Annotated in this window: 16 protein-coding genes and 1 other RNA gene; 6 read left to right on the top strand and 11 right to left on the bottom strand. The window is 69.8% G+C overall.

What is annotated here, in order from left to right; genetic code table 11:
- The first annotated feature begins 121 nt into the window (after nucleotides 1-121).
- Together AH6_RS28870 and AH6_RS28865 are read left to right on the top strand one after the other, a co-directional pair.
- Nucleotides 122-577, top strand: a complete 456-nt coding sequence (locus tag AH6_RS28870; RefSeq protein WP_067486083.1) for a helix-turn-helix domain-containing protein — start codon at nucleotides 122-124, stop codon at nucleotides 575-577.
- 2 nt (nucleotides 578-579) lie between these two features.
- A complete protein-coding gene (locus AH6_RS28865; RefSeq protein ID WP_067486081.1) occupies nucleotides 580-843 on the top strand; it encodes a hypothetical protein in 264 nt (87 codons plus the stop codon).
- A gap of 142 nt (nucleotides 844-985) precedes the next feature.
- Here the strand turns inward: AH6_RS28865 and AH6_RS28860 are convergent, their stop codons facing one another.
- From AH6_RS28860 to ftsE, 9 genes are all read right to left on the bottom strand, one after another.
- On the bottom strand, nucleotides 986-1,954 hold the full coding sequence (locus AH6_RS28860; protein ID WP_157431785.1) for a hypothetical protein: 969 nt from the start codon (nucleotides 1,952-1,954) through the stop codon (nucleotides 986-988).
- A complete protein-coding gene (locus AH6_RS28855) occupies nucleotides 1,941-2,489 on the bottom strand; it encodes a DUF6932 family protein (protein ID WP_083983567.1) in 549 nt (182 codons plus the stop codon). The genes AH6_RS28860 and AH6_RS28855 overlap by 14 nt, the downstream gene beginning before the upstream one ends.
- A gap of 195 nt (nucleotides 2,490-2,684) precedes the next feature.
- Nucleotides 2,685-3,677 (bottom strand): hypothetical protein, encoded by a 993-nt coding sequence (locus AH6_RS28850; protein WP_067486079.1) that lies wholly within the window; start codon nucleotides 3,675-3,677, stop codon nucleotides 2,685-2,687.
- Between the two features lie 327 nt (nucleotides 3,678-4,004).
- Nucleotides 4,005-4,377, bottom strand: a transfer-messenger RNA (tmRNA) gene (gene ssrA / locus AH6_RS28845).
- A 393-nt stretch (nucleotides 4,378-4,770) separates the two neighbouring features.
- Entirely contained in the window at nucleotides 4,771-6,765 is a 1,995-nt protein-coding gene (locus tag AH6_RS28840; RefSeq protein ID WP_245679515.1) for a penicillin-binding transpeptidase domain-containing protein, read from the bottom strand.
- 8 nt (nucleotides 6,766-6,773) lie between these two features.
- A complete protein-coding gene (smpB, locus tag AH6_RS28835) occupies nucleotides 6,774-7,247 on the bottom strand; it encodes an SsrA-binding protein SmpB (RefSeq protein ID WP_067486078.1) in 474 nt (157 codons plus the stop codon).
- A 4-nt stretch (nucleotides 7,248-7,251) separates the two neighbouring features.
- The gene (locus tag AH6_RS28830; RefSeq protein ID WP_067486077.1) at nucleotides 7,252-8,436 is read right to left on the bottom strand and encodes a S41 family peptidase; all 1,185 of its coding nucleotides are present in this window, start codon (nucleotides 8,434-8,436) and stop codon (nucleotides 7,252-7,254) included.
- Nucleotides 8,437-8,488: 52 nt separating this feature from the next.
- Nucleotides 8,489-9,394 carry a permease-like cell division protein FtsX gene (gene ftsX / locus AH6_RS28825; RefSeq protein ID WP_067486073.1) on the bottom strand — a complete coding sequence of 302 codons (906 nt, stop codon included), beginning with the start codon at nucleotides 9,392-9,394 and terminating at the stop codon, nucleotides 8,489-8,491.
- A 170-nt stretch (nucleotides 9,395-9,564) separates the two neighbouring features.
- Nucleotides 9,565-10,254 carry a cell division ATP-binding protein FtsE gene (gene ftsE / locus AH6_RS28820; protein WP_067486071.1) on the bottom strand — a complete coding sequence of 230 codons (690 nt, stop codon included), beginning with the start codon at nucleotides 10,252-10,254 and terminating at the stop codon, nucleotides 9,565-9,567.
- A 615-nt stretch (nucleotides 10,255-10,869) separates the two neighbouring features.
- Here ftsE and AH6_RS28815 point away from each other — a divergent pair.
- Nucleotides 10,870-11,055 carry a hypothetical protein gene (locus AH6_RS28815; RefSeq protein ID WP_067486069.1) on the top strand — a complete coding sequence of 62 codons (186 nt, stop codon included), beginning with the start codon at nucleotides 10,870-10,872 and terminating at the stop codon, nucleotides 11,053-11,055.
- 124 nt (nucleotides 11,056-11,179) lie between these two features.
- On the opposite strand, the gene AH6_RS28810 is transcribed toward AH6_RS28815, so the two are convergent.
- Nucleotides 11,180-12,211 (bottom strand): DUF8094 domain-containing protein, encoded by a 1,032-nt coding sequence (locus AH6_RS28810; protein WP_157431784.1) that lies wholly within the window; start codon nucleotides 12,209-12,211, stop codon nucleotides 11,180-11,182.
- Between the two features lie 139 nt (nucleotides 12,212-12,350).
- Between AH6_RS28810 and prfB the strand changes: the two genes are divergently transcribed.
- The 3 genes from prfB (at nucleotide 12,351) to AH6_RS28795 (ending at nucleotide 15,606) form a co-directional block, all read left to right on the top strand.
- On the top strand, nucleotides 12,351-13,457 hold the full coding sequence (gene prfB / locus AH6_RS28805) for a peptide chain release factor 2 (RefSeq protein WP_083983566.1): 1,107 nt from the start codon (nucleotides 12,351-12,353) through the stop codon (nucleotides 13,455-13,457).
- 96 nt (nucleotides 13,458-13,553) lie between these two features.
- A complete protein-coding gene (locus tag AH6_RS28800; protein ID WP_067486065.1) occupies nucleotides 13,554-14,522 on the top strand; it encodes a DUF8094 domain-containing protein in 969 nt (322 codons plus the stop codon).
- A 196-nt stretch (nucleotides 14,523-14,718) separates the two neighbouring features.
- Nucleotides 14,719-15,606 carry a DUF8094 domain-containing protein gene (locus AH6_RS28795; protein WP_157431783.1) on the top strand — a complete coding sequence of 296 codons (888 nt, stop codon included), beginning with the start codon at nucleotides 14,719-14,721 and terminating at the stop codon, nucleotides 15,604-15,606.
- 57 nt (nucleotides 15,607-15,663) lie between these two features.
- Here AH6_RS28795 and AH6_RS28790 read toward each other — a convergent pair whose 3' ends face one another.
- Nucleotides 15,664-16,374: a formylglycine-generating enzyme family protein gene (locus tag AH6_RS28790; RefSeq protein WP_174555131.1), complete on the bottom strand. Its 711-nt coding sequence runs from the start codon at nucleotides 16,372-16,374 to the stop codon at nucleotides 15,664-15,666.
- Nucleotides 16,375-16,891 lie beyond the last annotated feature (517 nt).

Below are 16,891 nucleotides of genomic sequence, written 5' to 3'. Positions count from 1 at the left end.
ACCGCCTCCCCACTGCACCAAAACGCCACATAGAGATCTCCATCAATCCACAGGCGGCCGGGGAACATTTGCGTCTGCTTCGTTTGCTGCACATACTGCGAAGAGAGTCGAAGGAGGCGTGATGACAGGCGTGCAGGTCAAACGCATCGAGCCGGGAGCCATCGACTCCGAGGTGGCCGACCGTGCGATGAAGCGGATCAAGGCGTATCTCATGCGCCACCCGGACGAACAGACCATCCAGGTCGTCGGCGAGGTCGGCGGCCGGGAAGCCTTGGTCCTGCCGCGCGAAGCCGTCTCCCTGCTGGCCTTCATCCTGAGTCAGGCGGCGGCCGGGCGAGGCGTGTCCGTGATGCCCTCCCACAGCGAGCTGACCACCCAGCAGGCGGCGGACATGCTCAACGTGTCCCGCCCCTACCTGATCGGCCTCCTGGAAGGCGGCGAGATCCCGTACCGGTTGGTGGGCAGGCACCGCCGCGTCCGGTTCGACGACCTCATGGAGTACAAGAGACGGACTGAGGCCGACGGCCGGGCCGCAGCTGACGAACTGGCGGAGCTCGGACAGGAACTGGGAATCTGACCGTGCCCTTCGTCGTGGTCTACGACGCCAACGTCCTCTACGGCAACACCCTCCGCGACCTCCTCATCCGGGTCGCCCAGTCCGGCGCGGTGCAGGCCAAGTGGACCGACCGCATCCTGGACGAGGCGCTGCGGAACCTCACGGCCAACCGGCCCGACATCGCCCCGACGAAGCTCGCCCGGCTGCCAGACACGAGGGGCCGAAGAGGAACTACAGCCTGGGAGGATACGGCACTTTCTAGCACCTGGCGCCAGCATCCACCCTGACATACCTGAGCAAGATTATTAACGCGCTCGCGCGGATTTCCCGCGCAGCCGCGCATGCGTGACGATGACGGCCCTCACACCTTGCAAAGGGTGAGGGCCGTCATCATTACCGTCGAAACCGTGCTCGCCCCTTCACAGAGTGCTAGTCATCGTCCAGAGAATCGTCCATGGGGGAAATCTGCAGGATGGTGAGCGAGCGGCGCACGTGGCCGTCCGGCTGCTCCTGCAATGCGACTCGCACGCGCAGCTCCACAGCGGCACCGATGTGCCATCTGCTGATCTCGGTGGGCTCCAGCTCGCTCGCACTCATCTTCACGGTTTCGCCGTCGGGCAGCGCGACCAGCCAGTGCTGCATGTCGGAAACAGTGCGCAGCACACCAGTGAAGGTTTGCTCTTCGGCGTCCAGACCCCGGCCAGCCACGAACTTCTGCATGCGGCGGGCCGTCGTGGGCGTGATGCTGGCCCTGACGGTGGCGTTGCCGGGTTCTGCCCAGGTGGCGTCCAAGCTGATCTCTGAACGACTGATTGCCCTGGCGAGGTTGGCGAGAGTGCTTCCCACGCGGGGCCCGAGTTCCCGTAGCGCGCTCGCGAGTTCCTCATCTACCGGAACATCAGTGCTGAACCTGCCCAGCAGCGCGATCAGCTCCTCCGAGGCGCGATCGGCCAACGGACGGGGAGGGTCGATCATCGCCACATTCCCTCCCGGTTCGACCTCTTCCAGGGACGGGCTCTGCGGTTCGACCGTCAAGACGATCGAGCCAGCCAACGGGGCGGCATTCAGCACAAGGGTGGTCCGGCTGACGATCTCGGCGGGCAGTACACCGCGGAGCGCCTTGGCTTGCTCCAGAGCCGCTCCTGTGGCCGATACCGCTCGCTGCCACCCTGCCGCAATCTGCCCGACCAGGCTGAGTTCGGCCGAGTGCTCTCGCACGCCAGCACCGTATAGGCGCAGTTCGCCATGGGACCGCAGGGCGCGCACCTGGCCGCCCCGCTTGGCGATGAACGCCTCGATGGAGCGCTCGCTCCACTCGCCTGGCGCACCCGGCGCCGGCGACGGCCCCACTGGTTCCGGAGTGCGCTCAAGGAACCAGGTCAGGTCATCTGTACCCATCGATGATCACCTCCAGATAGCCCCGTCGCGGAATGGAGTCCAGGCGAGGGTCGTCGCTGCGGATCCGGCTCCACAGGTCGTCCCAGTACCCACGTTTCCACAAATACTGCCTGGTCTCGGCGGTCGGCACCGGACCGGGGGTCGGCATCCACTCCAGAATGTAGGAATCGATACGCAGCCCGTAGAGGTCTTTGACCCGCCCCTCCGTCGCGGCATTGACCAGCTGGGCCACTTTCGGGTCGCCCCCCAGCGCCTCGTTGTATTTCGCCGTGTCCACGATGTACAAGCAGTCGATGTCATTGGGATCGGCCTTGTCCGTAAACAGGCTTCCTGACAACCAGCACGCTGGGATCTCCCCCAGCACCTTCTGCAGCGCGGCGGTCAGCCGCAGCCACTGCCCCCAGATCTCCTCCCGATCACCACTCTGACCCTTGATATAGGCCGTCTCAGCCTGTTCAACGGAACAAACCCACCGTCCCGGCGGAATCTGCCCGTTGACCAGATCAGGCGGTCCTGCCGCGCTACTCCTGGTCATGCGCGCATGATGACCGCTGATCTTGCGTGCGCGCAGGCACAGGCCGTATTAGGCCAGATTTTTCCGGGTGTCGCCCAACGACACCGCTGCAAAGGACGAAATCGGCTCCGCCCCGGCACAGGGCGGGGCAGCCTTGTGCTCCAGTCTTAGGCTCAGCGCGGTAGCGGCCACCCATGGCTTGCCGCCCAGACCGGATCAGGCTTCGGACCGCTCCGTGACGGCGAAGCCCGTGCCGACGAGCACCTCACCGACGGGCGTCTCAGCCCACGCAGCGAGTCTTTCGGGCTTCTCGGCGCCGAGGTTCAGCAGATCGGCAATCTCGGTGGCGGTCGGCCGGGTCGCGAGGGCACAGCTCGCGATCGTGTGCCCCGTCGCGCTGCTCGGCTCTTCCTCCTCCGGATCGTCGGGCACCCAGCGGCAGACGTCGACACTCCACGCGCCGCGGAGGGGGTGATCGGGCTGTGGCGCATCGATCGCAAGGTAGTAACCGTCGGAGCCATCCGGCTCATCGAAGATCGCAAGATGCTCGGCCTCGAAACGGGCCTCTCCACCTCGGTACAACGCGAAAACGTCGGCCAGCAGTCTCAGGTCAGCCACCGTCGTCTCGCGCCGCCCATCGGTGATTTCGGCTTCCTTCCGGTTCATGGACGTGCGAATCCGCCGGTCCAGTTCCGGAGCTCCGCCGTCGAAGAGCACGAACGGGGAAGCAAACTCCCAGTACCGTCGGTCATCCGTCTCCGGCGGCTCGGTTCCCTCAGAGTATTCGGCCAATGCGTACGTCAACTCGCGGGCTTCGACCTCCAACTCCGCCTCGATCGCCGTACGGACCGGCCCGGGCACCGCCGCCATCGCACGGTCCAGATCAGCCAGCGCCTGATGGAGCAGCAGCTTGACGTACTCGTACCACAGGCTGTGCGCTCCCTCGAGCAGACCGGGACGCGCGTCCCGCTGGGTCAGGGCCGCGATGTGGGCCTCCGGGTAGTGCCGGAAACCGCCCTCGCGCTCGTCGTAGACGCTCACGGGCACAGTGACGAGCGCAGAGATCCGGTTGAGCGCCTCGACGACGGGCCGTGCGAGGGCCGCGTCGGCAAGGCTCGTCACGGTCGACGACGTGACACCGGCCGGCCCCTCATATGTCGCCAGGATCTGCACTTTGCCGCGGTTCGGATGCTGGGAGTAGATGGTCACCAGGGCACCTCTCGGCCGATGGCTCCGCCAGGACGCACCGGCAGCAGGAAGGTAAGGGGGACGGAGGCGGTGGCGAGGGCGCGTTCCGACGCTCCATGCCTCGAAGAGATCAGCGGTGGCTCAGGCTCTGTCCCGAACTCCTTGCTCGTTACGACGGTAAGGCACGAAAGCCGCTCACAACACCCTCGGTAAGGAAGTGGTGGCGGATGCGTCCGAGGACGGTGCCGTCGTTGCAGTGCGGAGGATGGCAGAACGGGCCATGGCCGGTCTCCTGAAAGCACAAGTGCCCGGGCCCTGAGCTGTCGCTCAGGGCCCGGGCACTTGGTGTGGTGGAGGTGGCGGGAATCGAACCCGCGTCCTTCGGTGATGAGTCAGGGCTTCTCCGGGTGCAGCCTGCATAGTCGCTTTCTCAGCCCCGGCGCTCACGCAGGCGAGTCGCCGACAGGCTCAGCCGCTGTTAGTTGTTCCTACTCACCCCGCGACCGGGTGGGCAGGTGGAGTCTCCTTACGATGCCAGACCCCGGGTCGGAGACTCTCCCGGGCTGACAGAGTCGCTACTCGCCTCAGGCGGCGAGAGCGAACTCAGACTGCTTCTTGTTGGCAGTTTTTGTTCGCCGTCACAGGATTTACGAGGTCATGACGACCACCCTCGACCCGCTTCCCCTGGCTCGACCTACCGAAGTCGAAGCCGGTCACCCCCATGTTGAGTTGTCAAGCCGGACGTCCTGCCGCTGGCAGGGGCCCGCATTGCTGACGCTACAAGGTTAACGCCCGTGATGCCAACGGGATTCCCGCCGGGGGGAGGGAAGATCCGGGGGCGGGGAGAGTGACGCCCCGGTGGGCGCGAACGGATCGCGCCCACCGGGGCCGACCGGCAGGGTCGGGCCGGTCCGGACGGCAGAGCCTCCCCCGAGACGAGGCTCTGGTCTCATCACGGCGACTGAGTCCGCAACCCCCCAAGCGGTGTCCCAGTCACCCGTAAAGACGCTCGGGACCGGCCGGAGGGTTGCGCCCCCGACGTAAAGAGATCACAAAGTGGTAACGGAGCCGGGAACCCCTGTAACGGCAGGGGTTCCCGGGCGATGAACGGCGCTCAGCGGGCCGGGGGCGTCGTGCCCGCCGGGGCGCTGGAGGTCCCGGACAGGAAGTCGCCGACGATCCTGGCCATGTCCGCCTTGCCCTCGACCGCGATCGCGAAGCCGTAGCCCCCGTTGCTCCCCACGAACCACGAGACCGTCTTGTTCTGCCCGTTCTCGGGATAGGTGACCGTCGCCACCATGCCCAGCTCCGCCGACCGCGCGCCCGCGCTCCGGGCCGCGCCCTGCCTGGTCGACAGCCGCAACATCCGCTCCAGGTCGCCGCTGGTGGTGGAGTCCAGCGCCTGCGACGGGGCCAGCTCGGTGTTGCGCGGGTTCTGCAGCAGCTGCGGGGGACGCCAGTTGCCCACCTCGGTCGCGCCCGCCACCAGCGCCATCGACAGCGGGCTCACCCGCACCTTGCCCTGGCCCGCCAGCAGCGCCGCCTTCTCCCCGTCGTTGGCGGGCGCCGGAACCGTGCCCGAGAACGACGGGACGCTCAGGTTCAGGTTCTTGCCGAACCCGAACCGCGCCACCGCCGACATCAGCGTCCCGTTGTCCACCTTGCCCGCCAGCGACGCCAGCAGCGTCGCGCAGCTCTGCGCCAGATGGTTCTGGAACGGCGCGGCGGGACGGGCCCCGGCGGGGTTGACGATGGCCCCGCCGCCGCCCACGTCCACCCGGGCGGGGCACGGGACCTTGGTGTTCAGCGTCACCCCGGCGTTCATCAGCGGCCCGGCCGCGATGATCGCGAAGGTGGCGCCGGGCGGGTAGTGCCCCTCCAGCGCCAGGTTCTTACCGCCGGTGTTGTGGTTGGCGGCCGCCCACACCTCGCCCTGGGCCGAGCGCACCGCGACCATCGAGGCCGGGTACGGCACGCCCGCCAGCGCCTGGTCGGCGCGCTTCTGCAGGTCGCGGCTCAGGAACGTGCGCACCGGCTGCGGCGTCTCGCCCGGCCAGGAGATCAGCTCCTGGACGTCCTTGCCCGCCGCGTCCTGCGCGACCACCCGGACGGTGGGCGTGCCCGCCAGCCGCCGCTGCTGGTGGAGCTGGAGGCCCTCGGTGCCGATGGTGTCGCCGGGCTGGTAGGGCGCGCCGACGGTCTGGAGCTTGTCGGCGGTGGCCGGGCCCAGCGTGCCGACGACCTCGGGGGCCTGCGCCGCGCCGATCGGCAGCGCCCGGGTCGTCACCTCGACGCCCGCGATGCCGCGCAGCTGCATGATCAGCGCGTTGTGGGTGGGCCGCTGCAACGTCAGCAGCGGCAGGAACTGCTGCGGCGGGGCCGAACGGACCCGGCCCAGCAGCCGCGTCACGTCCAGGCGGCGGTTGCCGTCCAGCCGGGTGGCCTTGGCGAGCTGGTCCAGGGTGCGCTTGGGGTCGGCGAGGCGGCCGGGCGTGACGCCCACCACCGTCGCCGCGACCGGGCTCAGCAACGACCGGTCCTTGGAGTCCCGGATCGTCTCGCGGTTCGGGGTCTCGGTGACCACCGCCAGCCGCTGCCCCTCCTTCAGCCGCGGATGGATGATCGAGGGGTCCCAGACCACCTTCCAGTGGCCGCCGATCCGCTTGAGCCGCATCAGGCCCGTGTAGGTCCAGGGCTTGCCGTTCTCGCCCAGGTCGAACTTGACCGAGAACCGCGCGTCGGCCGAATCGCCCTTCTTGACGATCGCCACCCCGGTCTTCCTGTTGCTGCCGGGCTGGACCGGCACGCCCAGCGCCAGCTTCATCGACACCGCGTCCAGCTGGGTGCGCACCTGGCCGAGGGTCCTCTCCACCGCCGTCTGGTCGGCGCCGGTGGTGAGCTTGGAGGCGGCCTTGTAGTTGCCGACCTGCCAGGCGATGAGGAAGTCGCGGACGGTCGGCATCGCCGACGGCTCGGCGAAGCAGCCCGTCGCCGTGCCGGCCACCAGCGCCGCGCCGGTCGCCATGGCGACCACCCGGCGCAGCGGCGCGCGGACCGGCCGGCGTCGCGTCGTCCGGGCGTGCGCCCGCCCGCGGGCTCGCTTGGACATCGCCACCCTTACCGTCTCCTGAACCGGGCCGCAGCCGCCTTCTGCATCTCCCGGTCCGCCTCGCGCTTGGCGATCGCCTGGCGCTTGTCGTAGGACTTCTTACCACGGGCCAGGCCGATCTCGACCTTGGCCTTGCCGTCCTTGAAGTACAGCGCCAGCGGGATCAGCGTCCAGCCCGGTTCGGACGACTTGTCGATGATCTTGGCGATCTCCCGCCTGTTCAGCAGCAGCTTGCGCCGCCGCCGCGGCGCGTGGTTGGTCCAGGTGCCCTGCACGTACTCGGGGATGTGCACGTTCTCCAGCCACACCTCGCCGTCCATGACGTGGGCGTAGCCGTCGGCCAGCGAGGCGCGGCCCGCGCGCAGCGCCTTCACCTCGGTGCCCATCAGCACCATGCCGGCTTCCCAGGTGTCGTCGATGTGGTAGTCGTAGCGGGCGCGCTTGTTCTGCGCGATGAGCTTGCGCCCTGTCTCACGTGGCACGTGATCAGCCTCGGTCCTTCTCCGGCAACGTCGCGAGCAGCCCCCGCAGCACCGCCTGGGCGCGCTGCTCGGCCGCTCTGGGCGGGCGGTCGGCGGAGACCGCCACATCGGGGTCGATCCCCACCCCGTCGAGGTTACGGCCGCCGGGGGTCCGGTAGCGACCCACGGTCAGCTCGATCGCCGAGCCGTCCGGCAGCCGCACCGGCTCCTGCACCGAGCCCTTGCCGTAGGTACGCGATCCTACGAGCACCGCGCGGTCGCGGTCGCGCAGGGACCCGGCGACGATCTCCGCGGCGCTGGCCGTCCCGGCGTCCACCAGCACCACCAGCGGCACCGCGGCGTCGCCCGGCGCGGTCACGTCGCGCCGCTCGGCCGGGCCGCCGCGCCGCTGGTAGGTGACCACCGGGCCGTCCTTCAGGAACGCCGACGCGGTCTCCACCGCCTCTTCCAGCAGGCCGCCGGGATTCCCGCGCAGGTCCAGGACGACGCCGCCGCGACGGTCGGGATGCCGCGCCACCGCGTCCCGCACCTGCCGCCCCACCCCGCGCGTGAAAGCGGCCACGGCGACCAGCCGGGCGCGTCCCGGCAGGTCGCGGACGGTGACGTCGCTCCCGGCCACCGGCGCGCGGACCAGCCGGAACCGGCGCTCGCGCCGGTCGCGCTCCACGGTCAGGGGCACCCCCGTGCCGGACGCGCCGCGCAGCGCGGCAGCGATCTTGGTCACGTCCCAGCCGGCCACCGCCGCCTCGCCCACGCGCAGCACCACGTCGCCGCCCCGCACCCCGGCGCGGTCGGCGGCCGAGCCCGGCTGCACGCTGGCGACCCGGACCCGCCGGTCGCCGCCGTCGCCGGTGCCCAGCCAGAGGCCGACACCGCTGTAGCGGCCGTTCAGGCGGCCCTGGAAGTCGTCGTACTCGCCCGCGGTGTAGTGCCGCGCCCAGCGGTCGCCCAGGCGGCGCAACATGCCGTCCACGGCGGCGCGTTCGAGGTCGGCGCGGGAGACCGGCGTCTCGGCGTCGCGGCCGATCCGGTCGACGGCCTCGTCCAGCAGCGACGGGCCCTGCCCCGCGCTCAGCCCGCCCTCGGCGCGGCGGCCGTGGTCGCTGCCCAGCGCCCCGGCCCCGTAGGCGCACAACACGGCGACGGCCACGGCCGCCCCGCGCAGCACCCGACCGGTGACCCGGAACATGGGCTCCAGTCTAGGTCGGGCATGCGGGACGGCCGCGCCGAGCCCGCCGGACTCAGACCTTCAGGTAGCGGCGCAGGGTGAGGAACGACGCGCCCGCGCACAGCAGCACGCCCACGCAGATCGAGAAGATGATGATCCCGAACACCGAGCCCCAGCCCAGCTCCAGCGCGAAGCCCACCGACTCGCGCAGCTGGTCGATCAGGTAGATCTTGCTGCCGACCAGCAGCACGGCGGCGAACATGCCGCCGATCAGGCCCGCGATCGCGCCCTCCAGGATGAAGGGCATCTGGATGTAGAGGTTGGAGGCGCCGACCAGCCGCATGATCCCGGTCTCGCGGCGCCGGTTGAACGCCGACAGCCGCACCGTGTTGCCGACCAGCAGCACCGCCGCCACCACCTGGATGAACGCGATGAGCAGCGCGGCCCACTGGAGGCCGTCCAGGATGCCGAAGAACTTCTTCAGGATGTCCTGCTCGTTGACCACCGCGTCGACGCCCGGCTTGCCGCGCACCACCTCGGCGACCTTCTCGAACTCCTTGGGGTCCTTCAGCCGGATCCGGAAGGAGTCGGGGATGTCGCCGACCTTGGTGCTGGAGACGAACGCCGGGCTGGAGGCGAAGCGCTGCTGGAAACGCTTGTAGGCGGTGTCCCGGTCCTCGTAGACGACCTTGGAGACCTCGGGCCGGCCGTCCAGCAGCTTCTTGAGCTCGGTCTTCTCGGGGTCGGAGACGTCCTTGCGCGCGCAGTTCTGGTTGCTGCTCGTCTTGGCGCACAGGAAGATCGAGACTTCGACCTTGTCGTTCCAGAAGCTCTGCGACTTGTCGACCTGCGCCTTGATGAGCAGGCCGGTGCCGAAGAGCGCCATGGCGATGGCGACGGTGATGACGAGGGAGATCGTCATCGTGAGGTTCCGGCGGAGACCGATCCAGATCTCCTGGAATACGAACTGTGCGCGCATGCCTCGCTGTCCTTGATCGCCTGTGCCCGCGGGGAGCCGGGTCCGGTGCAGGCTATGCCATCCGTCCGGATCGCACCTGCTTGAACCGAATCCGCATGGATGTCAGTCGTTAGGTCTACGTCCCGGCCGGGGCCGCCGGTTCGACGGCGGCGGCGGCCGGGACGCGGGTGTCAGTACGCCTGCCCGTAGACGCCGCGGGACTGGTCACGGACCACGCGGCCGTCCTCCAGCTCGACGACGCGCTTGCGGAAGGCGTCGACGATCGCGGCGTCGTGGGTGGCCATGACGACGGTGGTGCCGGTCCGGTTGATGCGGTCCAGCACCTTCATGATGCCGATCGAGGTCGCCGGGTCGATGTTGCCGGTGGGCTCGTCGGCCAGCAGGATCATCGGCCGGTTGACGAAGGCGCGCGCGATGGCGACGCGCTGCTGCTCGCCGCCCGACAGCTCGTCGGGCATGCGGTGGCCCTTGCCCTCCAGGCCGACCAGGTCGATGACCTCGGGCACGACCTTCTGGATGAAGCGCCGCGGCTTGCCGATCACCTCGAGGGCGAACGCGACGTTCTCGAAGACGTTCTTGTTGGGCAGCAGCCGGAAGTCCTGGAACACGCAGCCGATGCGGCGGCGCAGGTGCGGGACCTTCCAGTTGCTGAGCCGGCTCAGGTCCTTGCCCGCCACGTGCACGTGACCCTGGGAAGGACGCTCCTCTTTGAGGATCAGTCGCAGGAAGGTCGACTTGCCGGAACCGGAGGGACCCACCAGGAACAGGAACTCGCCCTTCTCGATGGCGACGTTCACGTGCTGGAGGGCCGGCCGGTTCTGGTTCTTGTAGACCTTGGTGACGTTGTCGAAATGGATCACGGCTGCATCACGGCGGTTCAGTGTAGGGGTCGAGTGGCGCGGCGTCGCCGGCACCTCGGACGAGTCCGCGGTCCCGAGCCGCCGCCGGGGCTCCTCGGCCCTTGGGACCGACGGGCCTTGGAGCACTATAGATGGGGTGGTCAACTGCCTTGACCGGGACAGGCCGGTCCCGAGGGTCACAAGACCCTGCCGGGAAGAGCGGATGACCTTGGCGGACAGGGGTGCGGAACCCGGACGAAATGACCTTGTCCGGTGGCCTGCGGGCCGGTGGCGCACCCGGTTCGGACGCCGTGGGCGACGCGTCGGACGGGACTGGGAAAGACGTGACCGCAGACGAGTCCATGGCCCATGCCACGGACGGGACCGGGGACGGAACTATGGACCAACCCGGGGCCGGGGCCGCGCGCGGGACCGCGAGCGGTGCGCCGTCCCTGGTTGCCATGCGATCGTCTCCCGACGTCCGGCCGGATTCGTGCCCGTCAGGCTCCCGGCCTTGCCGGATCGACCATACAGTCCGGCTACGCTGGATGATGGTGAAAGATGCCCAATAGGTCGTCGATCGACGTTCTCGCCAGCACGGCCGCACCTACCGCCCACGGAGATGGGGGCCCATCGATGAGCTGTGAACACCTGATCTGCGCCCACTGCTCGCACCCGGTGTCGGAGGGCCGCTGCGCGACCTGCCGCGCCGCCCACGCCGAGCTGCACAGGCACGGCCCCCAGATCCCGCCGGCGCTGGTGCTGGCCGGGCTGGTGGCGCTGCTGTTCGCGGCCCTGATGCTCCGCCACCTGGCCACCTGAGGCCGCCGCGGGCGCCCGCCCGACGGCCGGAAGCCGCCGAACGACCGGAAGCCCTCCGGCAACCGGCCACCCTCCGACGCCCGGGTAGCCGCCCGACGGGCGGGAGCCGCCGAACGGCCGCCGCTCAGGGGTTCTTGGGCGGCGGGGTGCTCGCCTTGGTGACCGCGCCCGCGTTGGCGATCACGTCCGCCTTCGGCTGGTCCTTGCCGCTCTTGGCCCGGACCGGGTCCACCGCCGCGAACTGCAACGTCTCGGCGGTGTTGATGTCGGTGCCCTTCACCGTCCCGTCCAGCAGGTGCGCCACCTCCGGCGGGATCGGCGGCTTGTGCTCCCGGTCCTTCACGCTGGTGACGCTGTTGCGCGACAGGGAGTAGAGGACCAGGCCGTCCTGGTGCTCGGTGCGCAGCGCGAAGATCGGGAACGGGGTCGCCACGAAGACCGCCTGGAGGTTCAGCCCGCGTTCCTTCGCGCGCTTCTCGGCCCGCTCGGTCTGCTGGTAGTAGCCGGTGGTGACCGGCCCGCCCTTCATCACCTTGGCGACCACGCTGGCCGGGCCCTCGGAGGCGAGGGTGGCCTGGATGCCGGGGACCTCGCGGGGCCGGATCAGCACCGAGCCGTCGGTGCTCGGCAGGTGGGGCGCGTAGCCCTCGGCGTCCAGCTTGATCTTGGGGACCCTGGCCTTGGGCGCCAGCTCGGTGGCCAGGCTGAGCTTCCAGTCGTCGGCCGCCGAGCGCCGGACGAACGCCATCAGCGCCGTCCGCGTGCTCTTGTCCCGCCCCCTGACGGTGCGGGCGGCCTCGGCCACGAACCACTGCGGGTAGGTGCCCTGCGGCAGCTTCGGCACGTACATCCGGGGCCTGGCGTACTCGTAGCGCTTCACCGGGTCGCCGTCGAAGGCGGCCTTGCGGTACTCGGCGGCCGTCAGCAGCGCCTGGCCGTCCGACACCCACGACAGCGCCAGCCGCTCGTCGCCCGCGGCCCGCGCGACGTCGTCGTTGGCGGTGTAGGCGGCGAACTCGCGCTCGGCGTCCTGCGGGGTCAGCGGCGCGGGCGTCGGCGCGGCCGAGGTGGGCATCGGGGACGGCCTGGCCTCGCTCTTGCCCTCGGCGCAGGCGGCCAGCGGCGCCACGACCACGAGCGCGACCGCCGCGGCCACCGATGTCCTGTGCACCCTGTCCCCCGGCCTCTCTCCGCGAACCCGTGACGCGGGTCCGGCGACGCTGCTCCGTGATTGTGCCATCCACAGGGTATTGACGGGCGCTCGGGCACTGCCCCGGCGGCGATAGGCTCGGGGGGTGGCAGGAATCGATCCAGAAGATCAGCTCAAGGAGCTCGGCTCGACCCTGACCAGCATCGAGCAGGTGCTGGACTTGGACGCGATGCGACGCGACATCGCCGAGCTGCGCGAGCAGTCCGCCGACCCCGACCTGTGGAACGACCAGGACCGCGCCCAGTCGGTGACGCGGCGCCTGTCGTACCTGGAGGCCGAGCTGGGCCGGGTCGAGGGGCTGCGGCAGCGGCTCGACGACGCGGCCACGCTGTACGAGATGGCCGCGGAGATGGACGACGCCGACACCCGCGCCGAGGCCGACCAGGAGCTGGAGGCGCTGCACAAGGCCGTCCAGCAGCTCGAAGTGCGCACCCTGATGTCGGGCGAGTACGACTCCCGCGAGGCGCTGGTCACGATCAACGCCCAGGCCGGCGGCGTGGACGCGGCCGACTGGGCCGAGCAGCTCCAGCGCATGTACCTGCGCTGGGCCGAGCGGCACAACTACCCCACCGAGATCTACGAGACCTCCTACGCCGAAGAGGCCGGGATCAAGTCCACCACGTTCGCGGTGAAGGCCCCCTACGCCTACGGCACGCTGCGCGGCGAGCACGGCACCCACCGGCTGGTGCGCATCTCCCCGTTCGACAACCAGGGCCGCCGGCAGACCTCCTTCGCGGGCCTGGACGTGGTGCCGGTCGTCGAGCAGAGCGACCACGTCGACATCGACGAGGGCGAGCTGCGCATCGACGTGTACCGGTCGTCGGGGCCGGGCGGCCAGGGCGTCAACACCACCGACTCGGCGGTGCGCATCACGCACCTGCCGTCCGGCATCGTGGTGTCCTGCCAGAACGAGCGCAGCCAGCTCCAGAACAAGGCCAGCGCGATGAACGTCCTCCAGGCCAAGCTGCTGGAACGCAAGCGGCAGGAGGAGGCCGAGCAGATGTCGGCGCTGCGCGGCGAGGGCACCAGCAGCTGGGGCACGCAGATCCGCAACTACGTGCTGCACCCGTACCAGATCGTGAAGGACCTGCGCACCGGCGTCGAGGTGGGCAACCCGACCGCGGTGCTGGACGGCGACATCGACGAGTTCGTCGAGGCCGAGATCCGCTGGATGCGCCAGCAGGAAAGCTGACATCAGGGTCTTTCCGGATTCGCAGCGTGATCACTCGATGACCCTGCGATGATGTGAGGCGGACCTGCACCACCGCCTCTCCCCTCGGGGGCCCTCATGCCCGTACGCTCCGCGGCCGTCCTGCTGCTGCCGCTCGGCGCGTCCCTGCTCCTTCCGGCCTGCGGCTCGGACTCCGACCCGGCCTCGGCCTCGGCTCCGCCCGCGCTGACGCAGGACCAGGCGCGGCAGGTGTTGTCGCGCTACACCAAGGCGGCGGGCCAGGCCGGGCAACGGCTGGACGCGTCGGGCCTGTCGGCGGTGGCGACGGGGCCGCAGCTCACGATGGACACGGCGGCAGTGAAGCTGCGGCGGGTCACCAAGCAGAAGCCGGGCCCGCTGGCGTTCACCAAGCCGGTCTTCTACATCCCGCGCACGACGGGCTACCCGCGCTGGTTCGCCGCCGACGCGATCTCGGGTTCGGACAAGCAGACGCTGCGGCACGCGCTGCTGTTCACGCAGGCGAAGGCCGACGCCCCCTGGCTGCTGGCCGCCGACCCCTACCCGAGCGACGCGGCGCTGAGCCGGGTGCAGCTGGACGGCGACGGCTACGCGACGGCCGTGCCCCCGGCGGCCCCCGGCCTGTCCCTGGCGCCGGGGAAGGTCGCCGCCGCCCACGCCGCCCTGCTGACCGACGGCGCGAAGGCGCCCGGCGCGGCGTCGCTGGCGCCGGGCCCGAAGACGACACAGGCGCGCGAGGCGCTGGAGCAGGGCGTGAAGCTGCTGAACAAGCGCGGCGTGAAGCTGACCTCGTCGTTCACGCCGGACGCGACCCCGGCCTACGCGCTGCGCACCAAGGACGGCGGGGCGGTGGTCTGGTACGTGCTGCGGCAGAACGAGGCGTATTCCAGCGCCCGGCGGGGCACCCTTTCGGTATCAGGTGATCTTTCCGGGCTCGCTCCGGCGCGCACGGTCAGGAACCGGCTGACCACGACCGTCCTGATCCAGTACCTGGCCACGGTGCCGCCGAAGGGCGCGGCGACCGTGACGGGGATGTACCGCAAGGCCGTCGCCGCGGACGGCACCTAGCGCTGTTCCAGCGCCCCAACCGCCCCGCCGGGCGTCGGGGCGGTCCCGCTTCTTCCTGACCGCTGCGGTGGGACCGCGCCGACGCCTTACGGGGCGGATGGGGATTGCTGCTGACGGGCTAGGGCGGAGGCGGCGGCTCTACACTGGCGCGGCAGATGTCCTGGAGCGTCCGTTGGGGTGGAGTATGCGCCGGTTGGTGGCCGTGGTCGCCGCGCTCACGTTCACCGCGTCGTGCTCCGGGGAGCCGTCGGGCGGCGGCGAGGCCGAGCGCACGCCCACGGGCGACCCGGCCGTGACCGTAGAGGAGTCGGCCCGCGCGCTGAAGGACTGGATGTCCCGGCACAACAAGGCGCTGACCTCGGGCGACGAGAAGCGGTGGCGGGACACGGTCACCGGGGCGCTGGCGGCGCCCGTCGAGGCGCGGGTGAAGACCTATGGGGGCCTACCGGAGTCGGCGCGGATCTCCTTGCTCAATCCGGTCCTGTACGTACCGCGCCAGAACGGCTATCCCCGCTGGTTCGGGGCGGCCGCGCTGGAACGGACAGAGGAGGGGAAGGAGCAGCAGATCCTGGCGGTGTTCGTGCGGACCGCCGAGAAGGAGCCGTGGCGGGCGGCGCACTGGCTGACGTTCAAGGGCCGTCCTCCCGAGGTGGCTTACGACGCGGAGGGATATGCCGTTCCGGCCGACGACCGCGCATTGCCTGCGGCCCATGCTGCTTATCTGACTTCGGGCGATCAGACGGCTCTGACGCCTGATGCCTATTCGACCAAGGCGCGGGAACGGAAACAGGGAGATTGGCGGGCTGAGCAGGGGCGTTTCAGCGCTGGCCCGGGGGCTTCTTATGCACTGAAGACCAAGGACGGCGGCTCGCTGGTCTGGTACGGGCTCAGGCAGGAGCAGACGCTCAAGGGCGGGTCGATGGGCACGCTGCCTGGTGATTTGCGGTCTTATCTGGAGCGGGCCGATATTGATCCGGGTGAGAAACTGCGGGCGGATTGGCAGTGGCTGGCGATTGGGTATTCGCCGGTGAATGGGCGGGCGAGCATTTTGGGAGAGTCGGTTTCGCTGACGGACGCTGATTGAGGGGCGTTGGGGTGATGGGACCGATCCATCAATCGGACGCGGATCGGTTCGGTGTTCTCAGAGAGAGCGGGCGAGGCGGAATCCGAGGTCGTCGATGCGCAGCGTCGGGTGGCTCTTGCGGCGGGCGGACGCCTGGCATCCCCAGGCACGATCATGGGCTCCTCCGCCACGGAAAACGCGGTAGGGGCCGTAGACGGCCGGGTCGTAGAGGTCCCAGCACCATTCCCAGACGTTGCCGATCGTGTCGTGCAGGCCCCAGGCGTTCGGGGCCTTCCCTGCGACGTCGTGCACTTGACCGCCTGAGTTCTTGCGGTACCAGGCGATGTCGTCCAGCTCGCCGTAGCGGACGCCGGTCGTCCCGGCCCGGCAGGCGTACTCCCATTCGGCTTCGGAGGGCAGGCGGTAACCGTTGGCGGTCCAGTCGCAGATCACGTCCTGGGCGTTGGGGTCATCGCCGATGGTGTAGCAGGGGGTGAGTTTTGAGGCTTGGGAGAGGAGGTTGCAGAACTGGACGGCGTCCAGCCAGGAGACTTCGGTTACCGGGGTGTGGGGGCCGGACGTCGCCGTGTCTGGGGCGGTGGGCGTGGGGGTGGCGTTGTTGGGCGTTCCGTTGTACAGCCCGCGGGTGGCGGGACAGCGCGCTATTTGGAAGGCGTCGAGTTCGACGGTCCAGTCGGGCTTGGAGCCGCCGCCTCGCAGGAGGATCTCACCGGCGGGGATCTCGATCAGGCCGATGGCGGGGCGGAGTGGCGCTGCTTCGGGAGTCATGGCGGCTTGACACTATCCAAGAAGGTCGACTGTTGATCATTGGGTAGATCTTGCAGGACTTGTGCATGTGGCGAGGAGCCCTTGCCCACCTGTTCTGCCAGCTCAGCCACGCCGGGGGGTCTGCACCTGACCAGCGACGCTAGCCTGCACGGGGTTAGGGACACCTGCACGCCAGCCTCAGTCCACGCCAAAGGCCCGCGCTCCGCGCGTGACCAACAACCCCGACCCCGTGCCCCGAACATGACCCGCGACCTCAGTCCGCGCCCCGCACCCGACCAGCAACCCCGACCCTGCGCCCTGCACATGACCAACAATCCCAACCCAGCGCTCCGCGCTAACCGCACGCTCCGCGTCGAAGCCGCGCTCCGCGCTAAGGCACGCTCCGCGCTGAAAGGCACGCTCCGCGTTTAGCGCTCCGCGCCACTACCTCAGCCCGCGCTCCGCGCGTGACCAGGGACCCCAGCCCCGCACCCCAGGCGTGACCAGCGGCCCCAGCCCCGCGCTCCGTACAAGCGCG

Source organism: Actinomadura hibisca NBRC 15177 (assembly GCF_001552635.1).
Lineage (GTDB): Bacteria > Actinomycetota > Actinomycetes > Streptosporangiales > Streptosporangiaceae > Spirillospora > Spirillospora hibisca.
Note: the sequence above shows the minus strand (reverse complement) of the source record. Positions and strands in the feature narration are given on the sequence as shown.

Excerpts from the sequence above, each read along its gene's own strand:
- AH6_RS28830 (WP_067486077.1), bottom strand. The coding sequence starts at position 8,436 with ATGTTCCGGGTCACCGGTCGGGTGCTGCGCGGGGCGGCCGTGGCCGTC.
- AH6_RS28855 (WP_083983567.1), bottom strand. The coding sequence starts at position 2,489 with ATGACCAGGAGTAGCGCGGCAGGACCGCCTGATCTGGTCAACGGGCAG.
- AH6_RS28840 (WP_245679515.1), bottom strand. The coding sequence starts at position 6,765 with ATGTCCAAGCGAGCCCGCGGGCGGGCGCACGCCCGGACGACGCGACGC.
- AH6_RS28860 (WP_157431785.1), bottom strand. The coding sequence starts at position 1,954 with ATGGGTACAGATGACCTGACCTGGTTCCTTGAGCGCACTCCGGAACCA.
- AH6_RS28870 (WP_067486083.1), top strand. The coding sequence starts at position 122 with ATGACAGGCGTGCAGGTCAAACGCATCGAGCCGGGAGCCATCGACTCC.
- ftsX (WP_067486073.1), bottom strand. The coding sequence starts at position 9,394 with ATGCGCGCACAGTTCGTATTCCAGGAGATCTGGATCGGTCTCCGCCGG.
- AH6_RS28815 (WP_067486069.1), top strand. The coding sequence starts at position 10,870 with ATGAGCTGTGAACACCTGATCTGCGCCCACTGCTCGCACCCGGTGTCG.
- AH6_RS28790 (WP_174555131.1), bottom strand. The coding sequence starts at position 16,374 with ATGACTCCCGAAGCAGCGCCACTCCGCCCCGCCATCGGCCTGATCGAG.
- AH6_RS28800 (WP_067486065.1), top strand. The coding sequence starts at position 13,554 with ATGCCCGTACGCTCCGCGGCCGTCCTGCTGCTGCCGCTCGGCGCGTCC.